19 protein-coding genes are annotated in these 23,860 nt (G+C 50.5%); 3 read left to right on the top strand and 16 right to left on the bottom strand.

What is annotated here, in order from left to right; genetic code table 11:
• Nucleotides 1–42: 42 nt before the first annotated feature.
• The 13 genes from AC0YN0_RS25755 to AC0YN0_RS25815 form a co-directional block, all read right to left on the bottom strand.
• Entirely contained in the window at nucleotides 43–1,275 is a 1,233-nt protein-coding gene (locus tag AC0YN0_RS25755; protein ID WP_475823810.1) for an MFS transporter, read from the bottom strand.
• A gap of 24 nt (nucleotides 1,276–1,299) precedes the next feature.
• Nucleotides 1,300–2,334, bottom strand: coding sequence for an ROK family transcriptional regulator (locus AC0YN0_RS25760; RefSeq protein ID WP_475823811.1), 1,035 nt, complete (start codon nucleotides 2,332–2,334; stop codon nucleotides 1,300–1,302).
• Between the two features lie 451 nt (nucleotides 2,335–2,785).
• Nucleotides 2,786–3,832, bottom strand: coding sequence for a rhamnose ABC transporter substrate-binding protein (gene rhaS / locus AC0YN0_RS25765; protein WP_475823812.1), 1,047 nt, complete (start codon nucleotides 3,830–3,832; stop codon nucleotides 2,786–2,788).
• Between the two features lie 70 nt (nucleotides 3,833–3,902).
• Nucleotides 3,903–4,895: an ABC transporter permease gene (locus AC0YN0_RS25770; protein ID WP_475823813.1), complete on the bottom strand. Its 993-nt coding sequence runs from the start codon at nucleotides 4,893–4,895 to the stop codon at nucleotides 3,903–3,905.
• A gap of 2 nt (nucleotides 4,896–4,897) precedes the next feature.
• Nucleotides 4,898–5,935, bottom strand: a complete 1,038-nt coding sequence (locus AC0YN0_RS25775; protein ID WP_475823814.1) for an ABC transporter permease — start codon at nucleotides 5,933–5,935, stop codon at nucleotides 4,898–4,900.
• Entirely contained in the window at nucleotides 5,932–7,452 is a 1,521-nt protein-coding gene (locus tag AC0YN0_RS25780) for a sugar ABC transporter ATP-binding protein (protein ID WP_475823815.1), read from the bottom strand. The genes AC0YN0_RS25775 and AC0YN0_RS25780 overlap by 4 nt, the downstream gene beginning before the upstream one ends.
• A 436-nt stretch (nucleotides 7,453–7,888) precedes the next feature.
• Nucleotides 7,889–8,215, bottom strand: coding sequence for an L-rhamnose mutarotase (locus tag AC0YN0_RS25785; RefSeq protein WP_337098411.1), 327 nt, complete (start codon nucleotides 8,213–8,215; stop codon nucleotides 7,889–7,891).
• Nucleotides 8,199–9,860: a response regulator gene (locus AC0YN0_RS25790; RefSeq protein ID WP_475823816.1), complete on the bottom strand. Its 1,662-nt coding sequence runs from the start codon at nucleotides 9,858–9,860 to the stop codon at nucleotides 8,199–8,201. The genes AC0YN0_RS25785 and AC0YN0_RS25790 overlap by 17 nt, the downstream gene beginning before the upstream one ends.
• Nucleotides 9,861–9,870: 10 nt before the next feature.
• Nucleotides 9,871–11,712 (bottom strand): cache domain-containing sensor histidine kinase, encoded by a 1,842-nt coding sequence (locus AC0YN0_RS25795; RefSeq protein WP_475823817.1) that lies wholly within the window; start codon nucleotides 11,710–11,712, stop codon nucleotides 9,871–9,873.
• Nucleotides 11,702–12,733, bottom strand: coding sequence for a substrate-binding domain-containing protein (locus tag AC0YN0_RS25800; RefSeq protein WP_475823818.1), 1,032 nt, complete (start codon nucleotides 12,731–12,733; stop codon nucleotides 11,702–11,704). Before AC0YN0_RS25800 ends, AC0YN0_RS25795 begins: the two co-directional genes overlap by 11 nt.
• Nucleotides 12,734–12,943: 210 nt before the next feature.
• Entirely contained in the window at nucleotides 12,944–14,938 is a 1,995-nt protein-coding gene (locus tag AC0YN0_RS25805) for a hypothetical protein (RefSeq protein WP_475823819.1), read from the bottom strand.
• Nucleotides 14,939–14,956: 18 nt separating this feature from the next.
• The gene (locus AC0YN0_RS25810; RefSeq protein ID WP_475823820.1) at nucleotides 14,957–15,835 is read right to left on the bottom strand and encodes a carbohydrate ABC transporter permease; all 879 of its coding nucleotides are present in this window, start codon (nucleotides 15,833–15,835) and stop codon (nucleotides 14,957–14,959) included.
• 18 nt (nucleotides 15,836–15,853) lie between these two features.
• Nucleotides 15,854–16,813, bottom strand: coding sequence for an ABC transporter permease (locus AC0YN0_RS25815; protein WP_475823821.1), 960 nt, complete (start codon nucleotides 16,811–16,813; stop codon nucleotides 15,854–15,856).
• Nucleotides 16,814–16,968: 155 nt separating this feature from the next.
• Here AC0YN0_RS25815 and AC0YN0_RS25820 point away from each other — a divergent pair, with 155 nt between their 5' ends.
• On the top strand, nucleotides 16,969–18,726 hold the full coding sequence (locus tag AC0YN0_RS25820) for a sensor histidine kinase (protein WP_475823822.1): 1,758 nt from the start codon (nucleotides 16,969–16,971) through the stop codon (nucleotides 18,724–18,726).
• Nucleotides 18,704–20,302 carry a response regulator transcription factor gene (locus AC0YN0_RS25825; RefSeq protein WP_475823823.1) on the top strand — a complete coding sequence of 533 codons (1,599 nt, stop codon included), beginning with the start codon at nucleotides 18,704–18,706 and terminating at the stop codon, nucleotides 20,300–20,302. Before AC0YN0_RS25820 ends, AC0YN0_RS25825 begins: the two co-directional genes overlap by 23 nt.
• Before the next feature lie 58 nt (nucleotides 20,303–20,360).
• Here AC0YN0_RS25825 and AC0YN0_RS25830 read toward each other — a convergent pair whose 3' ends face one another.
• Nucleotides 20,361–22,046, bottom strand: a complete 1,686-nt coding sequence (locus tag AC0YN0_RS25830; RefSeq protein ID WP_475823824.1) for an extracellular solute-binding protein — start codon at nucleotides 22,044–22,046, stop codon at nucleotides 20,361–20,363.
• A 232-nt stretch (nucleotides 22,047–22,278) separates the two neighbouring features.
• Here AC0YN0_RS25830 and AC0YN0_RS25835 point away from each other — a divergent pair, with 232 nt between their 5' ends.
• Nucleotides 22,279–22,431 carry a hypothetical protein gene (locus AC0YN0_RS25835; protein WP_442050942.1) on the top strand — a complete coding sequence of 51 codons (153 nt, stop codon included), beginning with the start codon at nucleotides 22,279–22,281 and terminating at the stop codon, nucleotides 22,429–22,431.
• 72 nt (nucleotides 22,432–22,503) lie between these two features.
• Here the strand turns inward: AC0YN0_RS25835 and AC0YN0_RS25840 are convergent, their stop codons facing one another.
• Complete coding sequence (locus tag AC0YN0_RS25840; protein ID WP_475823825.1) at nucleotides 22,504–22,698, bottom strand: hypothetical protein; 195 nt, start codon at nucleotides 22,696–22,698, stop codon at nucleotides 22,504–22,506.
• A 111-nt stretch (nucleotides 22,699–22,809) separates the two neighbouring features.
• Nucleotides 22,810–23,712, bottom strand: a complete 903-nt coding sequence (locus tag AC0YN0_RS25845) for an ArsR/SmtB family transcription factor (protein ID WP_475823826.1) — start codon at nucleotides 23,710–23,712, stop codon at nucleotides 22,810–22,812.
• Nucleotides 23,713–23,860 lie beyond the last annotated feature (148 nt).

A 23,860-nucleotide genomic window follows, 5' to 3' on the forward strand; every position in this document is an offset into this window, starting at 1 on the left:
CCTGCATTCAAAGACGACTTAGCGACAAATTATGTTTCATGCCTACGTGGTGATACTATTGCGGTTATTCGCTCTAGTGTGGCGTTTCTTCTTCAGCATAACGTTCAGCCGCTCCGAGAATAACAGCATCGCTAGAGCGCAAATGACGATATACGCTGGGAAAATGCCGATTGTCGCGAAAGCGGCCAGAAACCCGAGCAGCGGCGGCATAAAGGTGCTTCCCGTATAAGCTACGGCCATTTGGTAGCCCATAATCGTCTGGGAATTTTTCTTCCCGAACCGTTCAGGCGTCTCGTGCAGCATGCATGGATAGATCGGCGCAAGACCGAGGCCTACGATCATAAATCCCGCAAGCGAGAACATCGTCGGAAGCGGCAGGAACATGAGCGCCGCACCGATTACAGCGGCTGCCTGCCCTACCCGGATGAGCATGCGGTTACTTATCTTGAACGTGATGAAGCCGGTTATAAACCTGCCAATCGTGATGCCTGCGTAAAACAAAGAAACCCATTGCGCCGCAGATGCCGCGGTCATGTCCTTCACATTAACTAAAAAGCTGGCTCCCCATAGACCCATCGTTGATTCCACTGCGCAATAAAACAGGAAGGAAAGCAGTCCCAGCTTCACTCCCTTTACCTGCAGCGGCTTAACGGGAGCTTCGCCTTCTTCATTCTCCTCCGCCATTGCATGTTCTGCCTCTTCATGAGACGCTTCAAGGCCGTCTTTGCCTGCGCGTTTCCACAATGGCAATGTGACAAAGAGGATGATTACGAGTACAAATTGAATGCCCGCAACCATAAAGTACCCTTGTCTCCATTCATTCTGCCCAGCGATAAAGGGAGCCATAATGATCGGCCCAAGCGTTGCTCCTACTCCCCAAAAGCAATGCAGCCAGCTCATATGATGAGCCTTATAATGGGCTGCCACGTAGTTGTTCAGCCCGGCATCTACCGAACCTCCGCCTATTCCGAGCGGTATCGCGCACAGCATTAACCATACAAGCGATGGAGATACGGCGAAGCCAAGCAGTGCGCCAGCCGTCATAATACAGCTGACAAGCGTTACTTTGCCCGTTCCGAATCGTCGCAGCACCGTCCCGCTTATAAGGCTGGACACGATCGTGCATGCCGCTATAACCATAAAAATGACGCCTGCCGTTTCAAGCGGCGCTCCAAAGTCCTTCTGCATAATCGGCCAAGAAGCGCCGAGCAAGGAATCAGGCAGTCCCAAGCTGATGAAAGCCAAATATATAATAATCAAAAATATCGTTGCCATAATGTTTTCTTCTCCTGTTATCTATTATCCTTTAGTTCTGGAAATCATAAGATCAAGTCCTAAGTGCTGCAAGCCGTACAAATAATCTTGCCGCCAATCGCTTGCCGCGAGCTTAGGGAGATGCTCTGCTGGAATAAATGCCGCGCTGCTTGCCGCAATGCGGCTAATCATCGCTTCATTTACTTCGTCATCGCAGAAAATAAACGCATGCGGGTTAAGAATCGCCGAGAACGCCGCAACAAGCCGACTAATCGCATCTACTCTTGCTGTTTCTCGCTCTTCTTCCGTCTCCAAGCCGCTTCCCTTATCCAAAGCTTGCAGGAAGTTGCTTTTATCATACTGAGGTACAAAGGATACTTCCCCTGAGAAATAGGAGCTGCCACGCACCAGTGCGCCATTCATCATAATACCGGCACCGGGGCCGTTGTTGCCAAGGTACAAGTAGACCAAGGAGGAGCCATCATCCTTCACTCCCCGAGTGTCGTTGTAACCAAGCACAGCCGCGTTCATATCGTTCTCTACGACGACCGGGATGGATAAACGATCCTCGAAATGCTTTTTCAGATCAAAATCTTGGAACTGCGCATAGCCGGGAATATAGATAAGCCGACCATTCCGAACCGAAGCCGGCACGCCGATGGACAGTGACTTTATTCGCGGCTCGCTGCGCACGATCTCCTCGATCCGGAGAGTCAGACTCTCGATATTATCAAGCAGGAAGCTCGACGTTTGCCCTTGTTCCTTCACTTCCCCTATACAATTAAAGATCATGTAGTTCGTCTCTGTTCGCTCTAGAAAAATCGCCAGCCCAAGCATATGCTCCGGATTGTACGCATATCGCTGCGCTCTTCTTCCGCCGCTGGAATCGTCAAGACCGACGGCCAGCAGCTCCCCGTCCCGCTCCATCTGGGTCAGAAACTTGCTGATGGTCGGAAAGCTTAATCGCAGCTTGTCGCTCAGCTCTGCTTTCGTGGCACTTCCAAGCGCCAACAACGTGGAGCGTATTCCGCGCAAAATCGTTTTTTTCGTCTCTTCTGGAGTCGCGAGCAACTCGTTCATAAGGATCACCGCCTTCTATCACGACACTTATTAAACGCATTTAATAAGTCGTTGCCATCCTATCATAGCAGATCATGTACGCTGAGGAAACCATTTTTTCGCAAGCAGATTTGATGAATTTGCGTGGGAATGTAGCCCGCCAGCGGGTATCAACGTCGGACACCGTTCGATAGTTGCATTTTGATCAACTAATACATCGTTTTCGCATATATCACCTCATTTAGTTTGATTTCAGGAAACTAATGAGGCGGTTTTAGCTTCCTGGGTTCAATAAGGCTGATTAGTTTGACGAAACGCAACTAAATGCGACCTTGTCGGCAACCTTACTATATTAGTTCGACGAAATGCAATTACACGCACCTTAGACTTCCCAGCATGAAAAAAAACAGGCTGCCTCTGCAGCCTGTTCTTTGAAATATAGGAAAGTATATCGTTCACTTTGATACTCCTATTAATAAACGGTTTTCCATTCCGCGATATTGCTTGCATCGAATTTGAACGGATCGCCAAGCATAATTTGCGTGCCGTCGCCGTCTTGTACGATCTCTTTCTCGCCAAGCGTACCCGCGCTTACTTTCTCTCCTACTTTGCCCGTAATTTTGCCATTAACAAGTCCGTCTGCTGCATAGCCTGCCAAATAACCTACATCGATCGGATTCCACAGGTACATCCATTGGCAGATGCCCGTCTCAATGTATTCCGCCATCTCGCTCGGCAGCCCAAGACCCGTTAGCTGTACCTTGCCTTTCAATCCTTTGTCCGTAAGCACTTTGCCTGCTGCCGCGATACCAACCGTCGTCGGTGCAATAATGCCCTTCAGGTTCGGGTACGACTTCAGCAGCGCTTCCGTCTCGGATACGCTCTTATCGCGCAGGTCGTCGCCGTAAGCTACCTTCACAAGCTTAACATCCGCGTACTTCGGATCTTCCAGTTCCTTCTTCATCCATTCGATCCAAGTATTCTGGTTCGTTGCTTGCGATGTTGCGCTAAGAATCGCGATCTCGCCTGAACCGCCGATCATCTCTACGACACCTTGAATGAGCGTGCGGCCAATACGTTCCGGATCGGCTTGATTGACATGGACGAGACGGCTTTTCGCATTGACCGCGGAGTCGAGCGACAGCACTTTAATGCCGGCTTTCATCGCTTTCTCCAGCGCTGGCTGAAGCGCATCGGGATCGTTGCCGACAATTGCAATGGAATTCACTTTCTGCGAAATAAGCTCATCGATCATCGTAATCTGCGCTTCGGCAGTCGGCTGATCAGGCGCCTTCAAGATCGCTTCGTAGCCAAGCTCTTCGATCGCTTTCTTGTAGCCATCCATTTCCTTCTCGCCGTAGGGGTTGCCCGTATTTTTGAATATAATGGCATATTTCTGTTTGCCCCCTGCGCCTTCACCCTCGCCATTCGAAGAGCCTTCCCCGGAGTTGTTGCTGCATGCTGCGATAAGAGTCATTAACATTACGGTAGCCACGATGATGGATAATGCCTTTTTCACATTTGTTTCCTCCCTTTTTCTACTCTTATTATATATACAATCGGCTGCAATAGCCGAATCGTATCGCGGATCAAGTCGTCTTGCTGCTGGCGCCGACGCGCGTCTTCAATTGCGGAATGGCAACCGCGACGATTAACAATAAGCCTAAAATAATGAGCAGCGACTGGGCCGATACGTTGACAAGACCGAGCCCGTAACGAAGGAAGCCGATCAGGAACACGGCAAGTATCGCGCCGATCAGCCTTCCTTTGCCTCCAGCCGTGCTTATCCCTCCGAGTACAACCATCGCAATAACTTCAAGCTCATAGCCTGTTGCAATGTTAGGGCGAGTACTGCCCATTCGGGAGGTAAGGAACAAGGCAGTAACAGCAGCCATTAGTCCGGCCAAGGTGAATACGATAACCTTGATTCGGTCTACGGGAACGCCGGAATACAGCGCGGCCGTCGGATTGTTGCCAATGGCGTATACTTTCCTGCCGAACGTTGTCTTGTGCAGCAAATAAGCGAATATAATAACGGCTGCAGCAAACGCAATAAGGATGAACGGGATGCCGCCGATATAGTCCCAGCCAAGAAACTTGAACCATGACGGGAAGCTGCCCGACGCCTGGTCTTCGAGCAAAATATAGGCGATGCCGCGATAAATAATCATCGTTGCGAGCGTGACAATAACCGAAGAGAGCTCCTTGAACCTGACGATCAGCATGCCGTTAACCCAGCCGCAGAGCGCGCCGACAGCGAGACAAATCAGTACGGCCAGCTCCATCGGAACGCCGTGGTTGTACAGATCGGCCATAATAACCGACGACAACGCCACGATCGATCCGACGGAAATATCGATATCTCCCATTAAAATAATGAACACCATCGGCAGCACGATGAACGCTTTATCCAGAAAACCCATCGTCGCGTCGCGCAGATTGTTATAGTCCAGGAAATATTCCGATAGATTCATGTTCATAATGAACACCGCTATTATGATCAGAACAAGCAACCACTCCCATTGGAGGAAAAAACCCTTCAGAGAAAAATCTTTTTTGCCGGCAATCACTCGAGGTTCCATCGCTAGATTTTCCTCCTCATCAGGTTATTTCGGTCAAGCCCGCGCTTTACCATGGCGTTGATCAATACGGCGATCAGGATGATCGACCCTTGTATGAACATTTGCCAGAAGGGAGAGATGTTGATCATCGGCATCGCGTTATTCAGAATGCCAAGCAATATCGATCCAAGGATAATGCCCGATATTTTGCCGACGCCTCCAGCGATGCTGACACCGCCAAGCACACATGCCGCAATGACGCTGAGCTCATAGCCCGAAGCCGTATCGCCCTGCGCCGATGCGAACTTGGATACCCAGAGAACGCCGGCAAGTCCGGAGAGCCCGCCCATGATCGTGTAGACGAGCCACAGAATTCGTCCCGTACGAATGCCGCTTATCATTGCCGAATCGGGGTTGCTCCCGATCGCATAAATTCTTCTTCCCGTCCGCGTGTAGCTTACAAAATAGTAAGCGGCGATATAGATGACAATGGCTATGGCTATGAGGTTATTGATGCCAAGCAAGCTTCCTGTAGCGATCTCCTTGAAGCTGGCAGGCATTTGATGGGCACTGACCCACTTGCCTCCGCTCGTCTCGAAGGTTAAACCGCGGAATACGTTCATCATTCCGAGCGTCGCGATAATCGGAAGGATATTAACCCACGCTACTAGGAAACCTAGCACCATGCCGCATAAGAGCCCAACTCCAATACCGATTGCTAATACGAGCGCTGGATGCATATCCGGCATTTGCTTAACCGTAAGCGCGGCAACCATGCCCGATAAGGCAAGCGTTGCGCCTATTGAAAGGTCGATTCCGCGCGTAATGATGACGAGCATCATGCCTACGGACAGAATAGCGAGAATGGCCGTATTCGTTGCAATGTCATTGATGTTCTCCCAAGTGAGGAAGCTTGGATTACGAAGCTGTACGCCAAGCGACATCAGAATGATGAAGAGGAGCAGACCTAGCTCCCTGAACTTCGCAATCATAGCGCTTACAGATGTTTTCTCAGGATGGGTTTCAGCAATGGGGGCGGCAGGTTGTGTTATTGGTTTCATGCGCTCGCCTCCTCGTCCGCTGTTCCGTCCATCGAGGCCGACAGAATGGCCTCCTGCGTCAAGCCCTCGCGGTCAAGCATAGCTGTAATGCGTCCTTCTCGCATCACTGCTACCCGATCGCACATGCCGATGATTTCCGGCATTTCGGACGATACAAGGATGACCCCGTAACCCGAGCATGCGAGATCGCTGATCATTTCGTAGATTGCCGACTTCGCCCCTACATCGACCCCTTTGGTCGGTTCATCAAGGATGAGCACGTCCAGTTCGGCATTCAATAACTTGGCGAATACGACCTTCTGCTGATTGCCTCCCGATAGCGAGCTGACCAGATCGAACACGCTCTTCGCCTTGACGTTCACCTTCTCTGCCAAGCGCTTCGCAGACTCCAGCTCCTTGCGGAAGTTAATCGCACCTTGAGCGGCGAACTTCTCAAGCGTCGGCAGCGATACATTGCGTCCGATCCCCCATTGCAGGACGAGCCCTTGCTTCTGCCGATCCTCCGGCAAATAGCCGATGCCGTGGCGCATGGCTTCGCGCGGATTTCGAAGCTGCAGCGGCTTTCCTTTGTACTGGATGTTGCCTTTGTCATGCTTCTCGATCCCGAATAGCGCTTGGCATACTTCCGTTCTCCCTGCGCCGACGAGCCCCGTCAAGCCGAGTATTTCTCCCCGGCGAAGCGCAAAGGATACGTCAGCGTAATAGCCGGTTCTCCCAAGTCCCTCCACGCGCAGCAGCTCTTCGCCGAGTACGGCTTCCTTCTTCGGGAACAACTGCGAAATCTCTCTGCCTACCATAGCGATAATTAAGTCATGATTCGAAATTTCATCGACATTCCATGTGCCGATATATTTGGCATCCCGGAATACCGTCACTTTGCTGGCAAGACGGTACATATCCTCGAACCGATGCGAGATGAAAATAATGGCTGCGCCCTTATCCCGCAGGCGCTCCGTTATCCGGTATAGCTCTTCGCTCTCATTCTTGGTCAACGCCGCAGTCGGTTCGTCCATTATAATAATCTTCGCATCCACCGACAGCGCCTTCGCTATCTCGACAATCTGCTGCTCCGCAACGCTAAGCGCGCCCATCATCGTCTTAGGACTGAAGGCTGCGCCAAGCTCCCCCAGCAGCAGACCCGCTTCCTCATGCATTTCCTTCCATAGGATACGGCCCGTTCCTCGCTGTACCCTCTCGTGACCCATGAATATATTTTCGGTGACGCTCAGATCAGGGTAACATGTAACATGCTGATAGATAGCTGCGATTCCCCGTTTCTGCGCATCCGTCGGGTGGTGAAACTCCACCTTCTCACCGTCTAAGTACATCTCGCCGCCGTCAGGCGAATAGACGCCGGTTATCACTTTGATGAACGTTGACTTGCCCGCTCCGTTCTCCCCCATTAAGGCGTGAATTTCACCCGGTCTCAGCTTGAAATAAACGTCATTAAGCGCCTTAACCCCAGGAAATACTTTCGTAATTCCACTCAGTTCAAGTACATATTCTGTATTCGCCATCCCCGGCTTACCCCCTTATGTCTGTCTTTACGCTTGGCACTCCGGCCCTTATGGCTACATCTTATCAGCAACAAAGGAAGGTCATAAGGTGACAATGCTCGGGTTGGGGGGAGAGGATTCGGGTTCTATTTAGTGCTTAGTTGTGATTTTTATTCCACGTAACGAATTATAAAAGCGATATTTACTGTTTCTCTCTCTAAAACGGTTCATTACGAATCGAGCGATTCTTATTCCAACCTAATCCTTGCCGTTACGCTTCATTTTGGTTAAATAAGGTTTGCTGGATTCGTTAGAAGGCAAATAACCGTTTAAATTCGCAAATAAGATGTTCTAGATTCGTTAACCAAGGTGAATCGGATGTCGCCTTACTTCCTATAAATTAAATAGAACCAAAGTCAGGCATCGGCCCGTCTTTGGTTCTGCTGGCTGCTATCGCTTATTTCAAGTAAAATACTTCTCTCATCGGCTTGATCGGCTCTGCCTCATGGAAGTCGAATGATCCCTCGACCATCGTCGACGTAATCGCGTTCCAGCGATTGCATGCCTCGCTCTCCGCGATGAGCCGGAACGCCTCTTCCACATCGTCGCATTCAAAGCAATAGAAGAACTGATTGCCGTTCTGGAAGATCGAATAATTGCGTATGCCTGCTCGGGAATGCTCGCTCATGATTTCCGGCCAAGGGTCCAGATGCATCCTCACGTATTCCTCCAGACATTCCTCCTTGATCTTCCATGTCCATGCGAATTTATTGCTCGTCGTCATCTTTGCCTGCTCCCTTCGGTTCATCATTGGTAGATTCTCTATATTGGGATGGCGTCATCCCTAGCTTCTGCTTGAACAGCTTGCTGAAATATTTGACGTCTTGATAGCCTACTCTGCCGCTAATATCATGCAGCTTAAGCCGCGTGTCCCGCAGCAGCTCTTTCGCATGATCAATACGAAGCCGCGTGAGAAAATCGAGCACCGTCTCTCCGGTCTGCATCTTGAAATATTCACTGAAGTAAGTCGGATTCATATAGACGTGATCAGCGATTTTTTTTATCGTAATATCCTCAGCAACATGATTAGTGATCCAACGCTTAGCTTGATCGATCACCTTGACGTTGCTTGTCTGTCGCGACTTGATGATGTCATGAATGACCGACTCGGCCAAATGCCAGGTGCAAGACTTCAGTTCATGAAGGCTTGCGGCTCTCTTAACCATCTGAATCTCATCCATAATCGCTGACGAATCGGGCAAGCCCCTCGTATTCTCCAGCAGGGCCGAATGAATCAATATAACCGCATGGAGCACAGCCGCCTGGATACGGGAAGGACTCTCCATCATCTCTACCTGTTCAAAAAATTGCTTGCAAGCCTTCAACGCTTCAGCCTCGTTCGCTTGATCGACCGCCCGCTTCAGCTTCTGAGAGAGAATGGCCGCTTCCTTCCCATGCTGATCGGCATCGCCTTCCTCGGACCGTTCGATCGAATGGAATATTTGGTTGCCGCCATACACATAACGGTAGTTTATACGCGCGAGTGATTGGCGCTTAGCCTCCGGAAGAAGATAAAGCTCCTCGATGGTCTGACCATAAGCGATCGATACCGTGAAGGGAGTGTACGATCGAATCGAGGTTCGTATTTGCTCTGCCAACTGGTTGGCCGTTGCCTCTATCGCAACATCCGACTGCTCGCCCTGAACGAGCACCCAAAAGTCTGATTCCCCGCCGAAGTAACACCAGCCTGTTCGACCGGAATGAGCCAGCTCCGTCTCAACGACCTCCGAAATAATATTTTCGAGCGCATAGAAGTACGCTTTCCAGTCACTGGTCGTATACGTTCTCGTCTTGACAGGCAGCGCGTCCAGACGGACCAGCAGAAGAATATATTGACCGCTCGGGAACTCATCCACCCAACAGCCCAGATTCGTCATGTTAATATCCGCCGACGTAATATAGCTTAAGGTCTGAATTTGACGTGTCTTCGCCAGCTTTTCCGTATCCCGCTCCAGCTCGCCTCTTGTCAAGGCATGATAGCGATCCCGTGTAATAATGTCGCGCAGCTCCAGCATCCGGTTGCGGAACTGCTCCCGGTCGAGCGGCTTCAATATATAGTCGAGAGCCCCTTCCCGCAGGGCGGTCTGCAAGTAAATGAAGTCGTCGAAGCCGCTTATGAGGATCGGATAGATCGGGTATAACTTCTTCGCTTCCTTGATTAAGGTAAGGCCGTCCATCTCCGGCATCTTCACGTCGGTAATTAACAGATCGACCCCGCCTTCATGCTCCTGCAGAAGCTGCAGCGCCTCACGGCCGTCCCCCGCCGTCGCTACGACCTCCCAGCCTTCCCCGAGAGACTGGACATGGCGCTCGATCCCCCTCCGAATGCGGGGCTCGTCATCCACAATTAACGTTCTGATCGTTCTCATCGTTCATCTCTCACCCCGGAAGCTCATTCTGACCGTTCTCATAAGGCTGCGTGTTCATCGGTATACGGATGATGATTTCTGTTCCAAGCCCTTCTATACTATGCATTTGCAGACCGTGTTCCGAACCATGCATCATCTTGATTCTCGCATTCACATTGCTTAAGCCGAATTGCGAGCTCTTGTGCTGGAACGATTCGTTCTTCAGCAGCTTCTCCAGCTCCATGAGGCGCTCTGCCGATATGCCCGGCCCATTATCTCGAATGCGGAATACCATTTCCACATTGCCCGACTGCGCGCCGAATTCCTGTCCGATCGAAATTTGGATTTCGAGCTTTCTGCGTTTTTCCAGCCCGTGCTTGATCGCATTCTCAACAACCGGCTGAAGGATGAACTTGGGCGAATACAGGTTCTGCAAATCTCCTGCGCGCTGCTCGACGATCTCGAAGGCCAGCCGATCCTCGAAGCGGAACTTCTGAATCGTCAAATAATCCTTCACATGCTGCACTTCTTCCGCAATCGTGACCGATCTGCTTAGGTTGCTGACGGAGAAGCGCAGCATGCGGCCAAGCAGCGTAACCATATCGACAACCGCTTCGGTCTCGCCCTCTTCCACGGCCATGCCGATCGTTTCCAGCGTATTGTACATAAAGTGGGGATTGATCTGCGATTGCAGCGCGTACAATTCCGCTTCTTTTTGGCGAATTTCGATTTGGTAGTTTTTTTGTATCAAATCCCGGATCGTCGTGATCATTGAGTTCAGGCTCGTTGCGAGCGTGCCGATCTCGTCCCTGCTTTGCAATTCGTAATTGACCTGGAACTTGCCCATCTCCACGTTCTTCATCATGCTGCTAAGCCGTTTAAGCGGCTGGATGAACTTCCACGAGAAATAGACGAAGACGACCGCCGTAAGCAGGAAAATACTGAGCAGGAGTACGGCGTTCCGCTTATGAATCGCGTCCACCCCGCTCGTCAGCTTCTTTACCGGAAGACTGTGCGCTAGTATAAGCCCGCGTGAGGACTGATTGAGACTAATTAATGAAGGAGTGTCCGAACCTTTCGTTCGGAAGCTTCCGTTCAGCAGCGGATAGGACTTCTTATTCGTATCCACCATTCCGATCATAGCTGGATTCGTATGATAGACGATCAATCCCGATTCGTTCATCAGCCACATCTTGCCTTCGCCTTCTTCATCGCTTTCGATGTTGCGGAAGATGCGGTCGATAAACGAAAGGTCGATGGCAATGAACATGCTTCCTAACATTTTGCGATTATCGGTATCGAACAGCTGCTTCTTAAGCATGACGTACGGTATTTTATTGGCAAAGTGAAGCTTCACTTCCTCCTGCTGAATAAGCCTCCCCTGCCACTGCGTCGGTTCAGATCCGCTATAGCGCCTAAGCTGCCATTTCCAATCCTGCTCTTGAAATACCCATTTGGAGCTATAATAGAGTTGATCGCCCGAGAGCACGTACACGCCGAGCACATCGGGGTTGCTGCCGTTCACGTACGTTTGGCTCAAGTAATCATTCATATAGGCGGTGTCTCTTTCCAGCAGCGCCCTGTCCGATTTATCCTCGCGCCTCAGTATCGCAAGTGCTTGCTCGGAGTCCGATATCCATTCCGAAAGTCCGCTGAGCTGCTGAATATGCTGTTCGATATCATGGTTCGCCTGATTCAAAAACTTAGGCATATATTCACCAAGCGGATCTTGGACCGACTTGGCATAATGCGAATACGAAAACAATCCGATCAGCGCAATAGGCACGACTGTCAGCAGCATGTAAGTGATTAGCAGCTTGGAGCTTAATCTCAGCTCGCGAATTCGAAACTTCCTCATCCTATTAAAAATCATATTGATTCACATTCTCCCGGGTAAAATCAATCGGCTCATCCATAATGACCGTATTGCCGAGCATCCGTATAGTACCGACACCTGGAACTTCCTGACCGTCTGTCGGATATATACCGCTTGCCAAACCATTGGCTAGCGCTACCGTAACATAACCCAGCTTCTTGGGACTCCATAACGTCGCTGCCTGCACTGAGCCGTCCCGCAAGTATTTGCTAATCACTGACGGTGAATAAAGTCCGGTTACTTTCACATTGCCGGCTTGGCCCGCTTGCTTAACCGCCTCCGCTGCAGCCGCTTCGTCCATCGAATAAAGATCGATAACGCCTCCGATGTCAGACTTGCTAGTCAGCACATCCTTGAGGTCTGCAGCAACCTTTACAAGCTCAAGCTTCATATCGGGATAGTACTCGTCAGCTTGCGCTTCAATCCACTTGAGGAGCTCAGTGGATTTCGCATCGTTATGCGTTCCGCTAAGGACAACAAACTTCCCTGTCTCTCCCATTGCCTGTGCCATATTATCCATCAGATGTCTGCCCAGTGCTTCTGTGTCAACTTGATTGACGAAGAACTCCCGGCCCTTCAGCATCGTATCCGCATCCCATGTCACTACCCTTATTCCATGATTCTGAGCTTTCACAAGGACGGGAATAAGCTTCTCCGGGTCTATGGCTGAGATCGCGATGACATCAACTTCCTTCTTTATTAACTGCTCGACAACTTCAATCTGCTGCTGCACAGTTGGCGGCTCTGGATGATCGAACGTTACCTCTACATTTAGTTGCGTTGCTGCCTCCCTAGCCCCTTCTTCGGCATTGGCGAAATAAGGTCCGTTATTCCTTCCTACCATCGCAATCCTATGAAGGCCTGAATCGTGTTGGTCTTCAGGTTCAATGGCAGCCGGGCGAGAGTGCGATTCCAGCGTGTATACGACTTCATAGCCGTTAGCAGAATGCGCAGCGCAGCCTGTGATCATAGCCATGGCAACGATTAGCCAAATAAGTCGCAGGGGTTGGTATCCCAACTTCCACTCCTCCCTCTTAAAGCTCCGTTTAAACCTCGAAAATGTAAACGCTATCAAATACATAAGCACGTTTCCTTGTTATGTCTAATTATAAGAGCATGATTGAAGACGTAAAGCTTTTATTTAATTCGTGAGAAAAGACCCGCAGCGAAGAGGCTGCGAGCCTTTGTCTAGGTGAATGAGCAAATTGCACAAATCCCGTCTAATACATTAGAAACCCGTTTTCGGTATTTCTTTCGGACAGACCGAGCTAGGAGACATTTGGCCAACTCGTATATCGTACATCCTCTCATGCGTCCGCTGCATCGCTTCTACGAATGGGCGATACGGCTGCTGACAGCCGTCCACGGCGCCGATCTGATAGTTCTCGCCGTCGAAGCGGCCTAGCACGGCTTGATCGTTCAACTGGAAATAATGAACGCCGATCAACTCTGGTATGGATGCAGCCTGCTCGACGAAATACTGATACGCCAGCCCCCGATCATCCTGTGTAGGCACGGCGCGAATGCCGTATGCCAACATGCCGGCATCCGCCGCGCCGAAGTGGAATTCGCCGATCATAAGCGGCTTATTCAGCTTACTGCCGATACGCTCGATGAACGCCCGATCCGGTTCGAATTGATAGCAATTAATCGAGAACACGTCGAACGCCTCGCACCCTTCCAATATATCGTCGCTTCCTACCCAAGCATATCGCATGCCAAGATTCAAATGATGCGGATCAACTTCCTTGCAATACTTGGCCGGCACTTCCACGTATCGCCGAATCATTAGGCGATTAAATGCCGCGAAATCCGCATTGCGATCAGCGCTTTCAGGCAACGAGTCCATGTTTACGCCGTCGTACAACTGCTCGAAATTCCCGAAGCTGCTGCCCCATGCCGTGTTCAATGCAGCGACAGATGCATTGTATTTCTCCTTCAAGCCTTCTACGAACCGTATTTTGGAAGCGTATCGATCGGGCGTTCTGAGCATTTGCTCAGTTAGATTTAACCCATCAACGAACGCCCACTGCGGCTCGTTCCGCATGAAGTACCCGATAAGCCGGCGATCGTCCCGCATTCCAATTAACTGATTAGAGAACAGCGCCGCATTGGCATCGTACTCCGGATCGAATACATCCGGGAAGTCTCGGAATATCGTCTTCGCCGTCGAAGGGAAGCCTTCCATTGGATACACGTAAGGCAGCTCCGAGCTGCGAATATACTCGGCGCTCGACCAGTTGCCAATCGTATTCATTCCCCACGATTTCATCCGGTATTCCGTCAGGTCCGTCCATCTGTCCCGCCACTGCGCGCCGAATGCGCGAATCAAATTGGCGATACCGAAGCTGTACCCGCGGCTGGACCAAGCGTCGCGGAACTCCCCCTCTCGTGCAGGAAGCTCCGGAACGAGAGGCTCCATGCCTTCGAGACGAGCAGTTTCCGCTGGATGGATGCAGTCCATGCCTGTGCTGAACAAAGCATAGCCCTCCGGATCGACGAACCACCACCGCTCTCCGTCATGCTCCGTTCGGAAAAATCCGGATGCTTCGAATCGCAGTTCCTTCCAACCGCCGTAAGGCGAAAGATTCGTGCGAAGCGCGGATTCCTCGCTTGATTGCGATGTTTCCCATTCTTCTCTTAACGCGCGAATAAGCTGCTCTTCATTTTGCATCTTCCCTTCCCATTCCTTACCCAGCAGTTGCCCCAGTTCATCGATATAAGGCGAAGGTTCATATGCAATCGGCTCTACGGCATGGCGCAACGTTAAACCGGATACTTCCACCATTCGCGGCGTAACGGATGCAATCGTCGATAACGCGAATCGCACGATTCGGTTTCGGTCGACGAATGCATCCCCGCGCAGTACTGATTGCATAACGCCCGGCGAACGATCGAGGAACAGCTTCTCGCCGTTCAGCGCCGACAACGGCAGCGCTATTCTCGTTGTTACCCGCGGCAATATGCCGTAATGAACGGTAATCCATCTGCCGGATGCATCCTCGAACGTGAACAATAAGACGAGTACGTCATGAGACTCATGGTAGACGTCTGCAGCCAAATACGCATAGTCCTCCCACACATTAGCGGGACAGACCGCCGCATCCAACTGCAAACCGCCGCCATTCGGCGACGTTTGGATTCGAAACCCGCTCTCGCCCGTCATTTCCATAACCGTACCTGGTTCCGGACGGAACGCCTCTGTCGGAATTTGAAAGTCCATTCGCGATCAGCTCCTTGTCTATTCTTTCACCGCGCCGAGCACGATGCCTTTGACGAAATATTTTTGCAGGAACGGATAGACAAGCAGGATCGGCAGCGCCCCGATAAAGATTTGCGCGGCTTTCACCGTTCGCTGCGACAGGTTCTCCATATCCTGCGGATTAATGCTCATTTTGCTGAAGTCCTGCTGGACAACGACGGTTTGCAGGAAAGTCGCGAGCGGATATTTTTTCGTATCCATCATATAGATCAGACCGTCGAACCATGAGTTCCAATGCCCGACCAGCGTGAATAGCGTAATCGTTGCGAGCGCAGGCATCGACACGGGCAGGTGAATGCTGAACAAGATCCGGAACAGTCCCGCACCGTCGATCAGCGCGGCCTCCTCCAATTCGGCAGGTATCGTTCGGAAGAAGTTCATAAGCAGAATCATATTGTATACGCTAAGTGCTGTCGGCAATATAAGCGCCCAGATCGTGTTAATGAGATACAGCTCGGTAACAAGAATATAACCAGGAACCAAGCCGCCCGAGAAAAGCATCGTGAATACGAAAAACCACATGTAAACGTTGCGGCTCTTGAACGCGGTATTTCGCTTGGACAGCGCATATCCGGCAAATACGATAACCGCCATGCCTATTGCAGTCCCGAGTACAGTCCGGTATAGGGAATAAAACAAAGCCCGAATGAAAGCCGGATTATTAATCGTTTTCTCATACGACTCCAGCGTGAAATCGACCGGCCATAGATTGACGATATTCGCCGTTGCCGCCGACTTCCCGCTAAACGATACGGCTAGCACGTGCATAAGCGGCAAGATGCACAGCAACGATAACGCGATCAGGAAGAGATGATTGAAGATGCTGAACATTCGATATCCGGTAGATTTGTGATACATTCGCTCTCTCCTCTTTCTTTAGAAAATCCGATAGTTGCCGAACCGGTAAGCTAATCGGTACGAGACGATAATCAGAACGAAGCTGATGATCGATTTGAACAGTCCGACTGCCGTTGCGAAGCTAAAGTCTCCTTTGAGCATCGCCGATCGGTAGACAAACGTGTCGATGACATCGCCTTTGCTATAAACGAGCGGATTATACAGGTTGAATATTTGGTCGAAGCCGGCGTTAAGCACATTACCCAGTTGAAGCGTGGCCACGACGACGATAATCGGCAGCATGACAGGAAGCGTTACATGGATCGTTTGCTGGAATCTCGTCGCTCCGTCTACTTCCGCCGCCTCGTACAAAGCCGGATTTACGCCTGCGATTGCTGCCAAATAAATGATCATCGCGAAACCGAATTCTTTCCAAATATCGCTGACTACAATGATGAATCGGAACCAATCACCATCTCCCAGGAAGAAGATCGGCGCCATGCCGAACCAGTCTGTCAGCATTCGATTCACCAAGCCGCCCTTGACCGACAACAGATCGATCAAGATGCCGCCTAGAATAACCCATGATAAGAAGTGCGGCAGGTAGACAAGCGTTTGGATGCTGCGCTTGATTCCGACCTTGCGAACCTCGTTAAGCAGCAAGGCGATACCGATCGGTACGAACAATCCGAATACGATCTTAAGTATGGAAATAATTAGCGTGTTCCAGATCACTTGCACGGACTCGTCGAACATAAATAAAGACTCGAAATGCTTGAATCCTACCCAATCCGACTTGAAGAAACCAAGCCATGGCTTATAGTCCTGAAAGGCCATTACGAGCCCGAGTATAGGAAAATAATGAAAGACGATCGCGATAACCGTAGCCGGCAAGATGAGCAAATGCAGCGGCCATGTTTTTTTAAGTCCCCTTAACCATTTCGACTCCCTATTGATCGCGGTAGGCGTTGCCGCCTGCTTTCCAATCCCGCTTTCCATGCGTATTTCCCCTCTCTCATTTCCCATGATTGCGCATTCATCTACTTCTGCTACTATTATATCAACGGGCCTAGAGCCCACCTATGATAAGGTCTTAACATCTATAACCACTCTCATAACCTCTTTGGTTAAATCCGAAATAGGCGGTGCCCAGCGTGATAAAATATAAAATATTTCAAAAGCTGCTCATTATGCTTGCACTGCTTCTTATTCCTTCAACTCTATTATTTGCCTATGCGAATGAAGCAAGTAAACAAGTAGTCAAGCATACGCTCGAGGAATCGGCGGCCAAGCAGTTGGAATTCACAATGGGGCAGCTTGAACAGTCGCTTCGCCAGCTCGAAACCCAGACGCTGATGCTTGTCAACGATTCCACGATCAGAGGTTATGCCAGCTCATCGGATTTCCCGGAATATTTGAACCACCTGTTCATGCGCAAAACGATCGAGGAAAAGCTGGTGCTGCAAAGCCAGGCCGAGCCTCTCATTTCCGAACTAACGGTGCACTGGCCGTCCATTGAGGAGTCGATTACATCGGAAGGTACATTGCCCTACAATTACGAGCAGCTCGCCAACAAACCGATGAACCGGTGGATCGTAGACAACAACGAGGGCTTGCTTTCATTCCGCTTATTGTTCTCCTTCCCGGCGATCGCGGCGCCCGATCTAAGCAATACCGTATCCGTCGTCGAGACTGCGATATCAAGCCGTTATTTGACCTCCGTATTGACCGGGCTTGACGCATCCGGCAACGGCACGTCGTTTTTCTATTTTCCTGGCGCGGACATTATTCGGAGCAGCAACGTTGATATGGATTTGGCCAGGCAATTAATCGAACATGGCGAGCTCGATACCGACGCAATCACTCATCCGAAGCTTTCCGTTATGGGGGCGGACGGCGAGCAATATTTGGTTCAGTTCGTGTTCAGTCCTTCGCTCGGCGGTACGCTCGTCAGTTACATTCGGCTGGACGAGTTTCTTGGGCCTTTGCAAAAGGTGAACTGGCTTGTCAATGGCAGCCTCGCCTTCCTTGCCGTCGCGGGCATCATGATTTCTTATTTGTTTTACAGCCACTTCCGCAAGCCGTTCGGCTATCTGGTACGGAAGCTCGAGGCGCTGGGCTCCGGCGATTATGCCAGCAGAGCCACGGTAAGGACCAACAACGAATTCGACTATTTGTTCGAGCGGTTCAACGAGATGGCCTCGCGCATACAGTCGCTGATCGAGAACGTGTACGAGGAGAAAGTACGGACGCGGGAAGCCGAATACAAGCATTTGCAGTCCCAGATCAATCCTCATTTTCTGTATAATTGCTTGTTCTATATCGTGAGCATGGCGAACAAATCGCCAGCGGCCGTCGTTTCGATGGCCAAGAACTTGTCCGAGTTCTACCGGTATATCACCCGCAAGGCGGGATCGATAACGACGCTCGAGGACGAAATCCGGCTCATCGAAAGCTATTTGGAGGTGCAGTCGCTCCGCAACAAGCGGCTGTCTTACGAAATCGATATCCCTTCCGCCATGCTTAACCTTTCGGTGCCGACCCTTCTACTGCAGCCGATCGTCGAGAACGCGATCGTGCACGGCATCGAACAGAAAAGGACGTCCGGAAGAGTTCATATCGAGGGCATTGCGCGCGGCGACCAGTACTTGATTCACGTCGACGACGACGGTCACGGGTTGCCGGGAGAGAAGCTTCAGTCGCTTATCGATAGCGTACACGGCAGCAGCGTTGCCGGCGATGGAATGGGCTGCGGACTAAGCAATGTCCATAACCGGTTAATAAACCGATACGGCGGCCATTCCGGACTAACTTTCTCGGTCAACGAATGGGGCGGTTTGCGGGTTACGCTTCATCTACAACTATCGCACAGGGAGCTGGGTCAAAGAGATGAACGTCTTATTAGTGGATGACGAGGATTACGTGCTTGATTTTTTGGAGGAGCAGATCCCTTGGTCACGAATTGGCGATATAACCATATATAAGGCAGGCTCGGCCGAGGAGGCTCTCGAGATTTCCCGGAACACCGAGCTGCAAATCGTCGTAACCGATATTAAAATGCCGGAGACGAGCGGATTAGAGCTGCTCGCGGTACTGCGCGAAGACTATCCTGACCTTAAGGTTGTGCTGTTATCCGGTTATTCCGAGTTCGAGTATGCCCGGAAAGCGCTGCAGCACGGGGCTGCCGATTATTTGCTTAAGCCCGTGACCGAGGATGAGGTCGTCTCCTGCTTGCAGAAGGTTCTCGTCCTCATAGACGAGGAGAAGAGGCAAAGCGAGCACTTATCGGCCGCTAACGACATGTTGAAACTGGGCATTCACCGCATGCGCGAGCATTTGCTGCTTGATCTGCTGCTGGGCCGTAAATACGGGCCGGATGAGATGCAGCGGCATCTGCATGCCCTTCAGTTGCCAATCGGACCGGATGAGGAGTGCGCGCTTGCGTTGATTCGAATCGAAACGGGAAGCGAGGAAGCAACCCGCGAGGACTTCGAGCTGTTCAGCTACGGCTTGCTCAATATGGCGGAGGAAATTTTATACGGCAAAATAAACGGCATTCCGTCCCTTTGGTCATGCAAGGATTCCTATCGATTCATTGTCCTGCTGCTTCCCATACAGCGATTCGGTTCACATGAGCATCTGCAGCAACGTACCTGCGACCTGCAGCAGGCCGTTCTGCAATACATGAAACGGCCCGTTTCCATCCTGCTCACGAGCGCTTTTCCCTACCGGCACGAACTGTATCGTCAATACCTGCTAGCACTTAACGGCTTCGGCCGTTCTATCGGAACGCGCAGCGGCGTCATGCGGACACTCGATCAAGATGAGCCACGGAAGGAGCTGAAGCCGCTCGTGCAGCTTCATCAGTCGCCTACCATCCAGCAGTTGATGGAGACCGGGCGCTGGGAGGAAGTGAACGGCAAGCTGGAGCTTATTATGGCGGAATTGAACAGTCCCACTTGCCAATCGCAGCAGCAGCTTATGGAGATCGTTTATTACTTGTTCAGCAGCTTCTCTTACATTGCGCACAAACAGGGAGATTCGTTCGCCGACCTTGTCGGTCATCCCCTGCAGCCCGAATCGTTTTATTTCAAATCGACGGAAGCGATCATGGAGTGGGCGCTGTCGATCATCGACCAGTTCAAGCGCTCGCTGCAGGAATCAACCCCTAACCGCAACCGTATTATTCGCCAGATCCATGAGTATATCGCGCTTCATCTGCACGAGGACGTCTCTCTCACAAGGGTCAGCGAGCATGTCTATCTGCATCCCGTCTACTTGTCCCGATTGTACAAGAAGGAAACCGGCGAAAGCTTGTCTACTTACATTCTGCGCGTTCGAATGGAGAAAGCCGCGGAGCTGCTCATGGGCACGAACAAAAAAGTTTCCGATATCGCCAAGGAAATCGGTTATCAGAAAACGCAATATTTCATTCATATTTTCAAAGAATTCCATCAGCTTACGCCTCAGAACTTCCGCAATCGATAATATGCAAAAGGGCTGCCCCCGAAGAATCAACTCCTCCGGTGCAGCCCTTTTTTTGTCTTTACGGATTCACGCTCTTATACCATTCGTTGATCTCTTTCTCGATTTGGTCGCCGCCTTTGCTCTTCCAATCCGCTACGAAGGAATCGAATTTATCGATGGACTCGTTGCCGTAGATGATTTTGGCGAACGTCTCAAGCTCCATCGTCTTCAGGTTGTCGCCTTTGTTTCTCATCGTCTCGGTCGGCGCTCCCAAAAATTCGGTTGGCGCGTTGATGCCGGCCATTTGATAATTGAGAGCTCCGGCACGAACCATCTCCGGATCTTGAATCATAATTTCTTTATGCGCTCTCGTGGTCGGCTCTCCGCCGTTAAACATGTAATCATAATTGGCTGATCCTTGGAAAGGAATAGCGGGTACGTTCCAGAACAGGTTGTATTTGCTCGACGATGCGGCTGCCTCGAGCGGCGTCGGGAACTTCTTCGAATCGTATTCCGGCTTGCCGTCGACGATCGCGTAATCGTAGCCCTCGAAAAATCCGTCCTTGAAGTCGCCGGTTTCGAATTGATTGTCGTAAATTTTATCCATATACAAGAAGAATGCGTCCATATGTTCGAAATCCTTGTTGAACATCATCACTTTGCCTTCGTTGATATAGCCGGTATAACGAGCCGATTTGCCGTCCGATCCCGTCGGCAACGGGTACGCTCTTAGCTTCGCGTCCGGGTTCGTTCCTTTTACGTCTCCGAGCGGCCAGCCCATCGCCCAGAATGGAGCGGCAATCATGCCCGACTTGCCTTGGATGAAGCTTTCGGTCGCTTTCACTTCATCAATGGCCGCTAACTCTGGATCAAGATATCCCTTCTTGTACCAATCCTGAAGCTTGCCTAGGCCGCTCTTGATTTCCGGTTGCACGGACCCGTATTTCAATGTGCCGTCGCTTCCTTGTTGCCAAGTGCCGGGAATGAACTTGCCCGTATAAGCACCGAAGACAAAGCTTACGTCGGACATCCAGTTGGAGAAGCCGTTCCGTCCGGACAAGCTGAAGCCGAACGTATCCTTCGTGCCGTTGCCGTCCGGATCTTGATTGGTGAACGCGTCCATCACCGTTTCGAATTCTTCGATCGTTGTCGGAGCCTTCAGATTCAGCTTGTCGAGCCAGTCCTGACGTACCCACAAGACCGGATTCGTTCCGTCGCCAGCCGAGAAGATCGGAAGACCTAGAAGCTGATCGCCCTTCTTCACTTGATTCAGCGAAGCGTTGTTTTCCTCATACAGCTTTTTGATCCGATCGCTTGCATACGCTTCGAAATCCTTCGAGATATCCTTCACCTTACCCGACTGAATGAGATCGGCTATCAGGTTCTGATCCTGTACGATGAACACGTCCGGGAGTTGATCCTGCGTCGTCAGGGAAAGTCTAAGCTTCGTATGATAAGCGCCATTATCGGTCGTGTTCCACAGATCCTTGATTTCGATGCCCAGCTTTTCCTTCGTCCATTTGTTGTGCACGTTGTTGTTAATATCCTCGCCGTTAATGAACGTATAGTCGGAGCCTACCGGACGAGCGGTCGTGATCGTAATCGGCGGTTCGAATTTGCCGTCGGCGTTTTGCGCGGATTCCGTACCTTCTCCGGTCGCATTGGAATTGTTTCCGGCATTATCGTTTCCATTGCCTGATGAGCAGCCGATTACCGTAGTCATAACACCAATCATCACTAACGCGATCCATTTATTATTTTTCAAAACGATTCCCCCTCATTTCATTTCTGTGTACAAAATAATCGTAGCAAAAGAGGCGAAATCGCGTATATGCCCTAATCTAAACAATCATAACCTCTATTCTATCATAGTTCGTTAACCCGCTATTTTTTGTGCCTTTACGACCGATTGCTATGCATAAATAACGCTGCGATTTGGAACAACAATAAAGTTGTTCATGAATCAATCTGCTTTAAGAACAGGGGGTGAAAGGCAAATGTCAGGAAGAAACAATAAGCCCGATAACGACGGACCGTCCAGCAGCCCAGACCGCTTGGATCAATACGGCGACAAGCTTGCTTCCCGCAATGAAGAGGAATTCCAATCCGCAGTCGATGAAGCATGCGAGACGGAAAACAAATCCGAATAATGAAAGCAGGAAAACCTCACTGCCCGTGAACCCAGGTTCGTAGCGAGTGAGGTTTTCCTCTTTTTTTTCATGCTAGCCAAACGACACATCTTTAACGAAATCATTTAAGTCGAAATGACCGCTTTGCGCATCCGTTACGAGCCGATCGTTGATGCGCACGTTGATGAAACGGATGTCTGCAGCGATCCGCTCTTCGTCAAATCCGTAAATGCGCGATGGATTCTCGTTGCGGCCGTTGTATGTAATATCGCGGTAACGGACGAACAAATCGTTATGGCTTTAACAAATAGTTTTAACATCTCTCTGATTATAGCAAAAAATGAACCATAGTATTTACATGCATCTTTTCAAGGCTCATAGAGAGTCGATTTTTTTGCTTCATTCGTAATAGCTTTTTACGACGATATCCTGATCATAATTGCCGAAGCCTTTGCCATAAATCGTTAGTCCGCCCCGTCCGCGCTGGGAATCCTGCGCGCTTAGACGAAACGTCCAGTGGCTGGCATCCAGTTGCAGCTGACCGATGCAGGTGTCTGAAATCCGCAATCCGTCAATAAACGTGCCGCTCTCATTAATGCGCAATACTTTCATCAGTCCGTATTGATTGACGTCCGAATGCCACCATCTCGGGCTCAGTCTTCCTCTCGTTTCACCGAAGTCGCCCGGGCTTGTCCATGCTCCGATCGGCTGGCCATTAAGCGAGAATCTAATCTCGGATGGCCAATGCTCGTTAATATGAGGAGCCTCAGAGCCGATTTCCATCGAAATCTCGATCTCTCTCAGCATCTGATCCTTGAACAGATAATTAGGTATTTTATACTCAACGAACCCGCGCGCAAACCATAGAATGCCCGCGCTAACCCGTTCGGGATCCATGAAGTAAGCCGGGTTATCGTATTGACCGATCATTCTCTCTGTCGTTGCGATACCGCAGGTCGGCCATGCCTCGTAGTCGGTATAATGGCCAACGGGAACGGACACTTCCTCATAGCCGCCCGAGACTTGTTTGGCAGGAGTGAGCTGTATTTGCATGAAAGCCGTATTCACGAAGCAATACTTATACGTCCCTCCGCCTACCCGCCTCATTTTGCTGCCGACGATTCCCGCCTTCTCCAGCTTGCTCACATGGCTGCTTACAATCGCATTGCTTAAATATAGCTCGGACGCCAGCTCCTTGATATGCATTTCCCTTATGAACAGCTTATCGATAATATGCAGCCTGACCTCACTCGCGAGCGCTTCATACACCTGAAGCGAAGCAGCGTTTGTCGATAGATACATGGATTTTATCGCCCCTTTAGAATACGCAATTTAGTTAATCCTAACGAATCGTATTGAAACATTTAATTCATTATGATACATATTAATTGTTAATTCAATCTTTTAGGATTCGTATTTTAATTTATTCAATATTTAGGAGGATGCATGA

The organism is Paenibacillus sp. J22P218 (assembly GCF_056269195.1).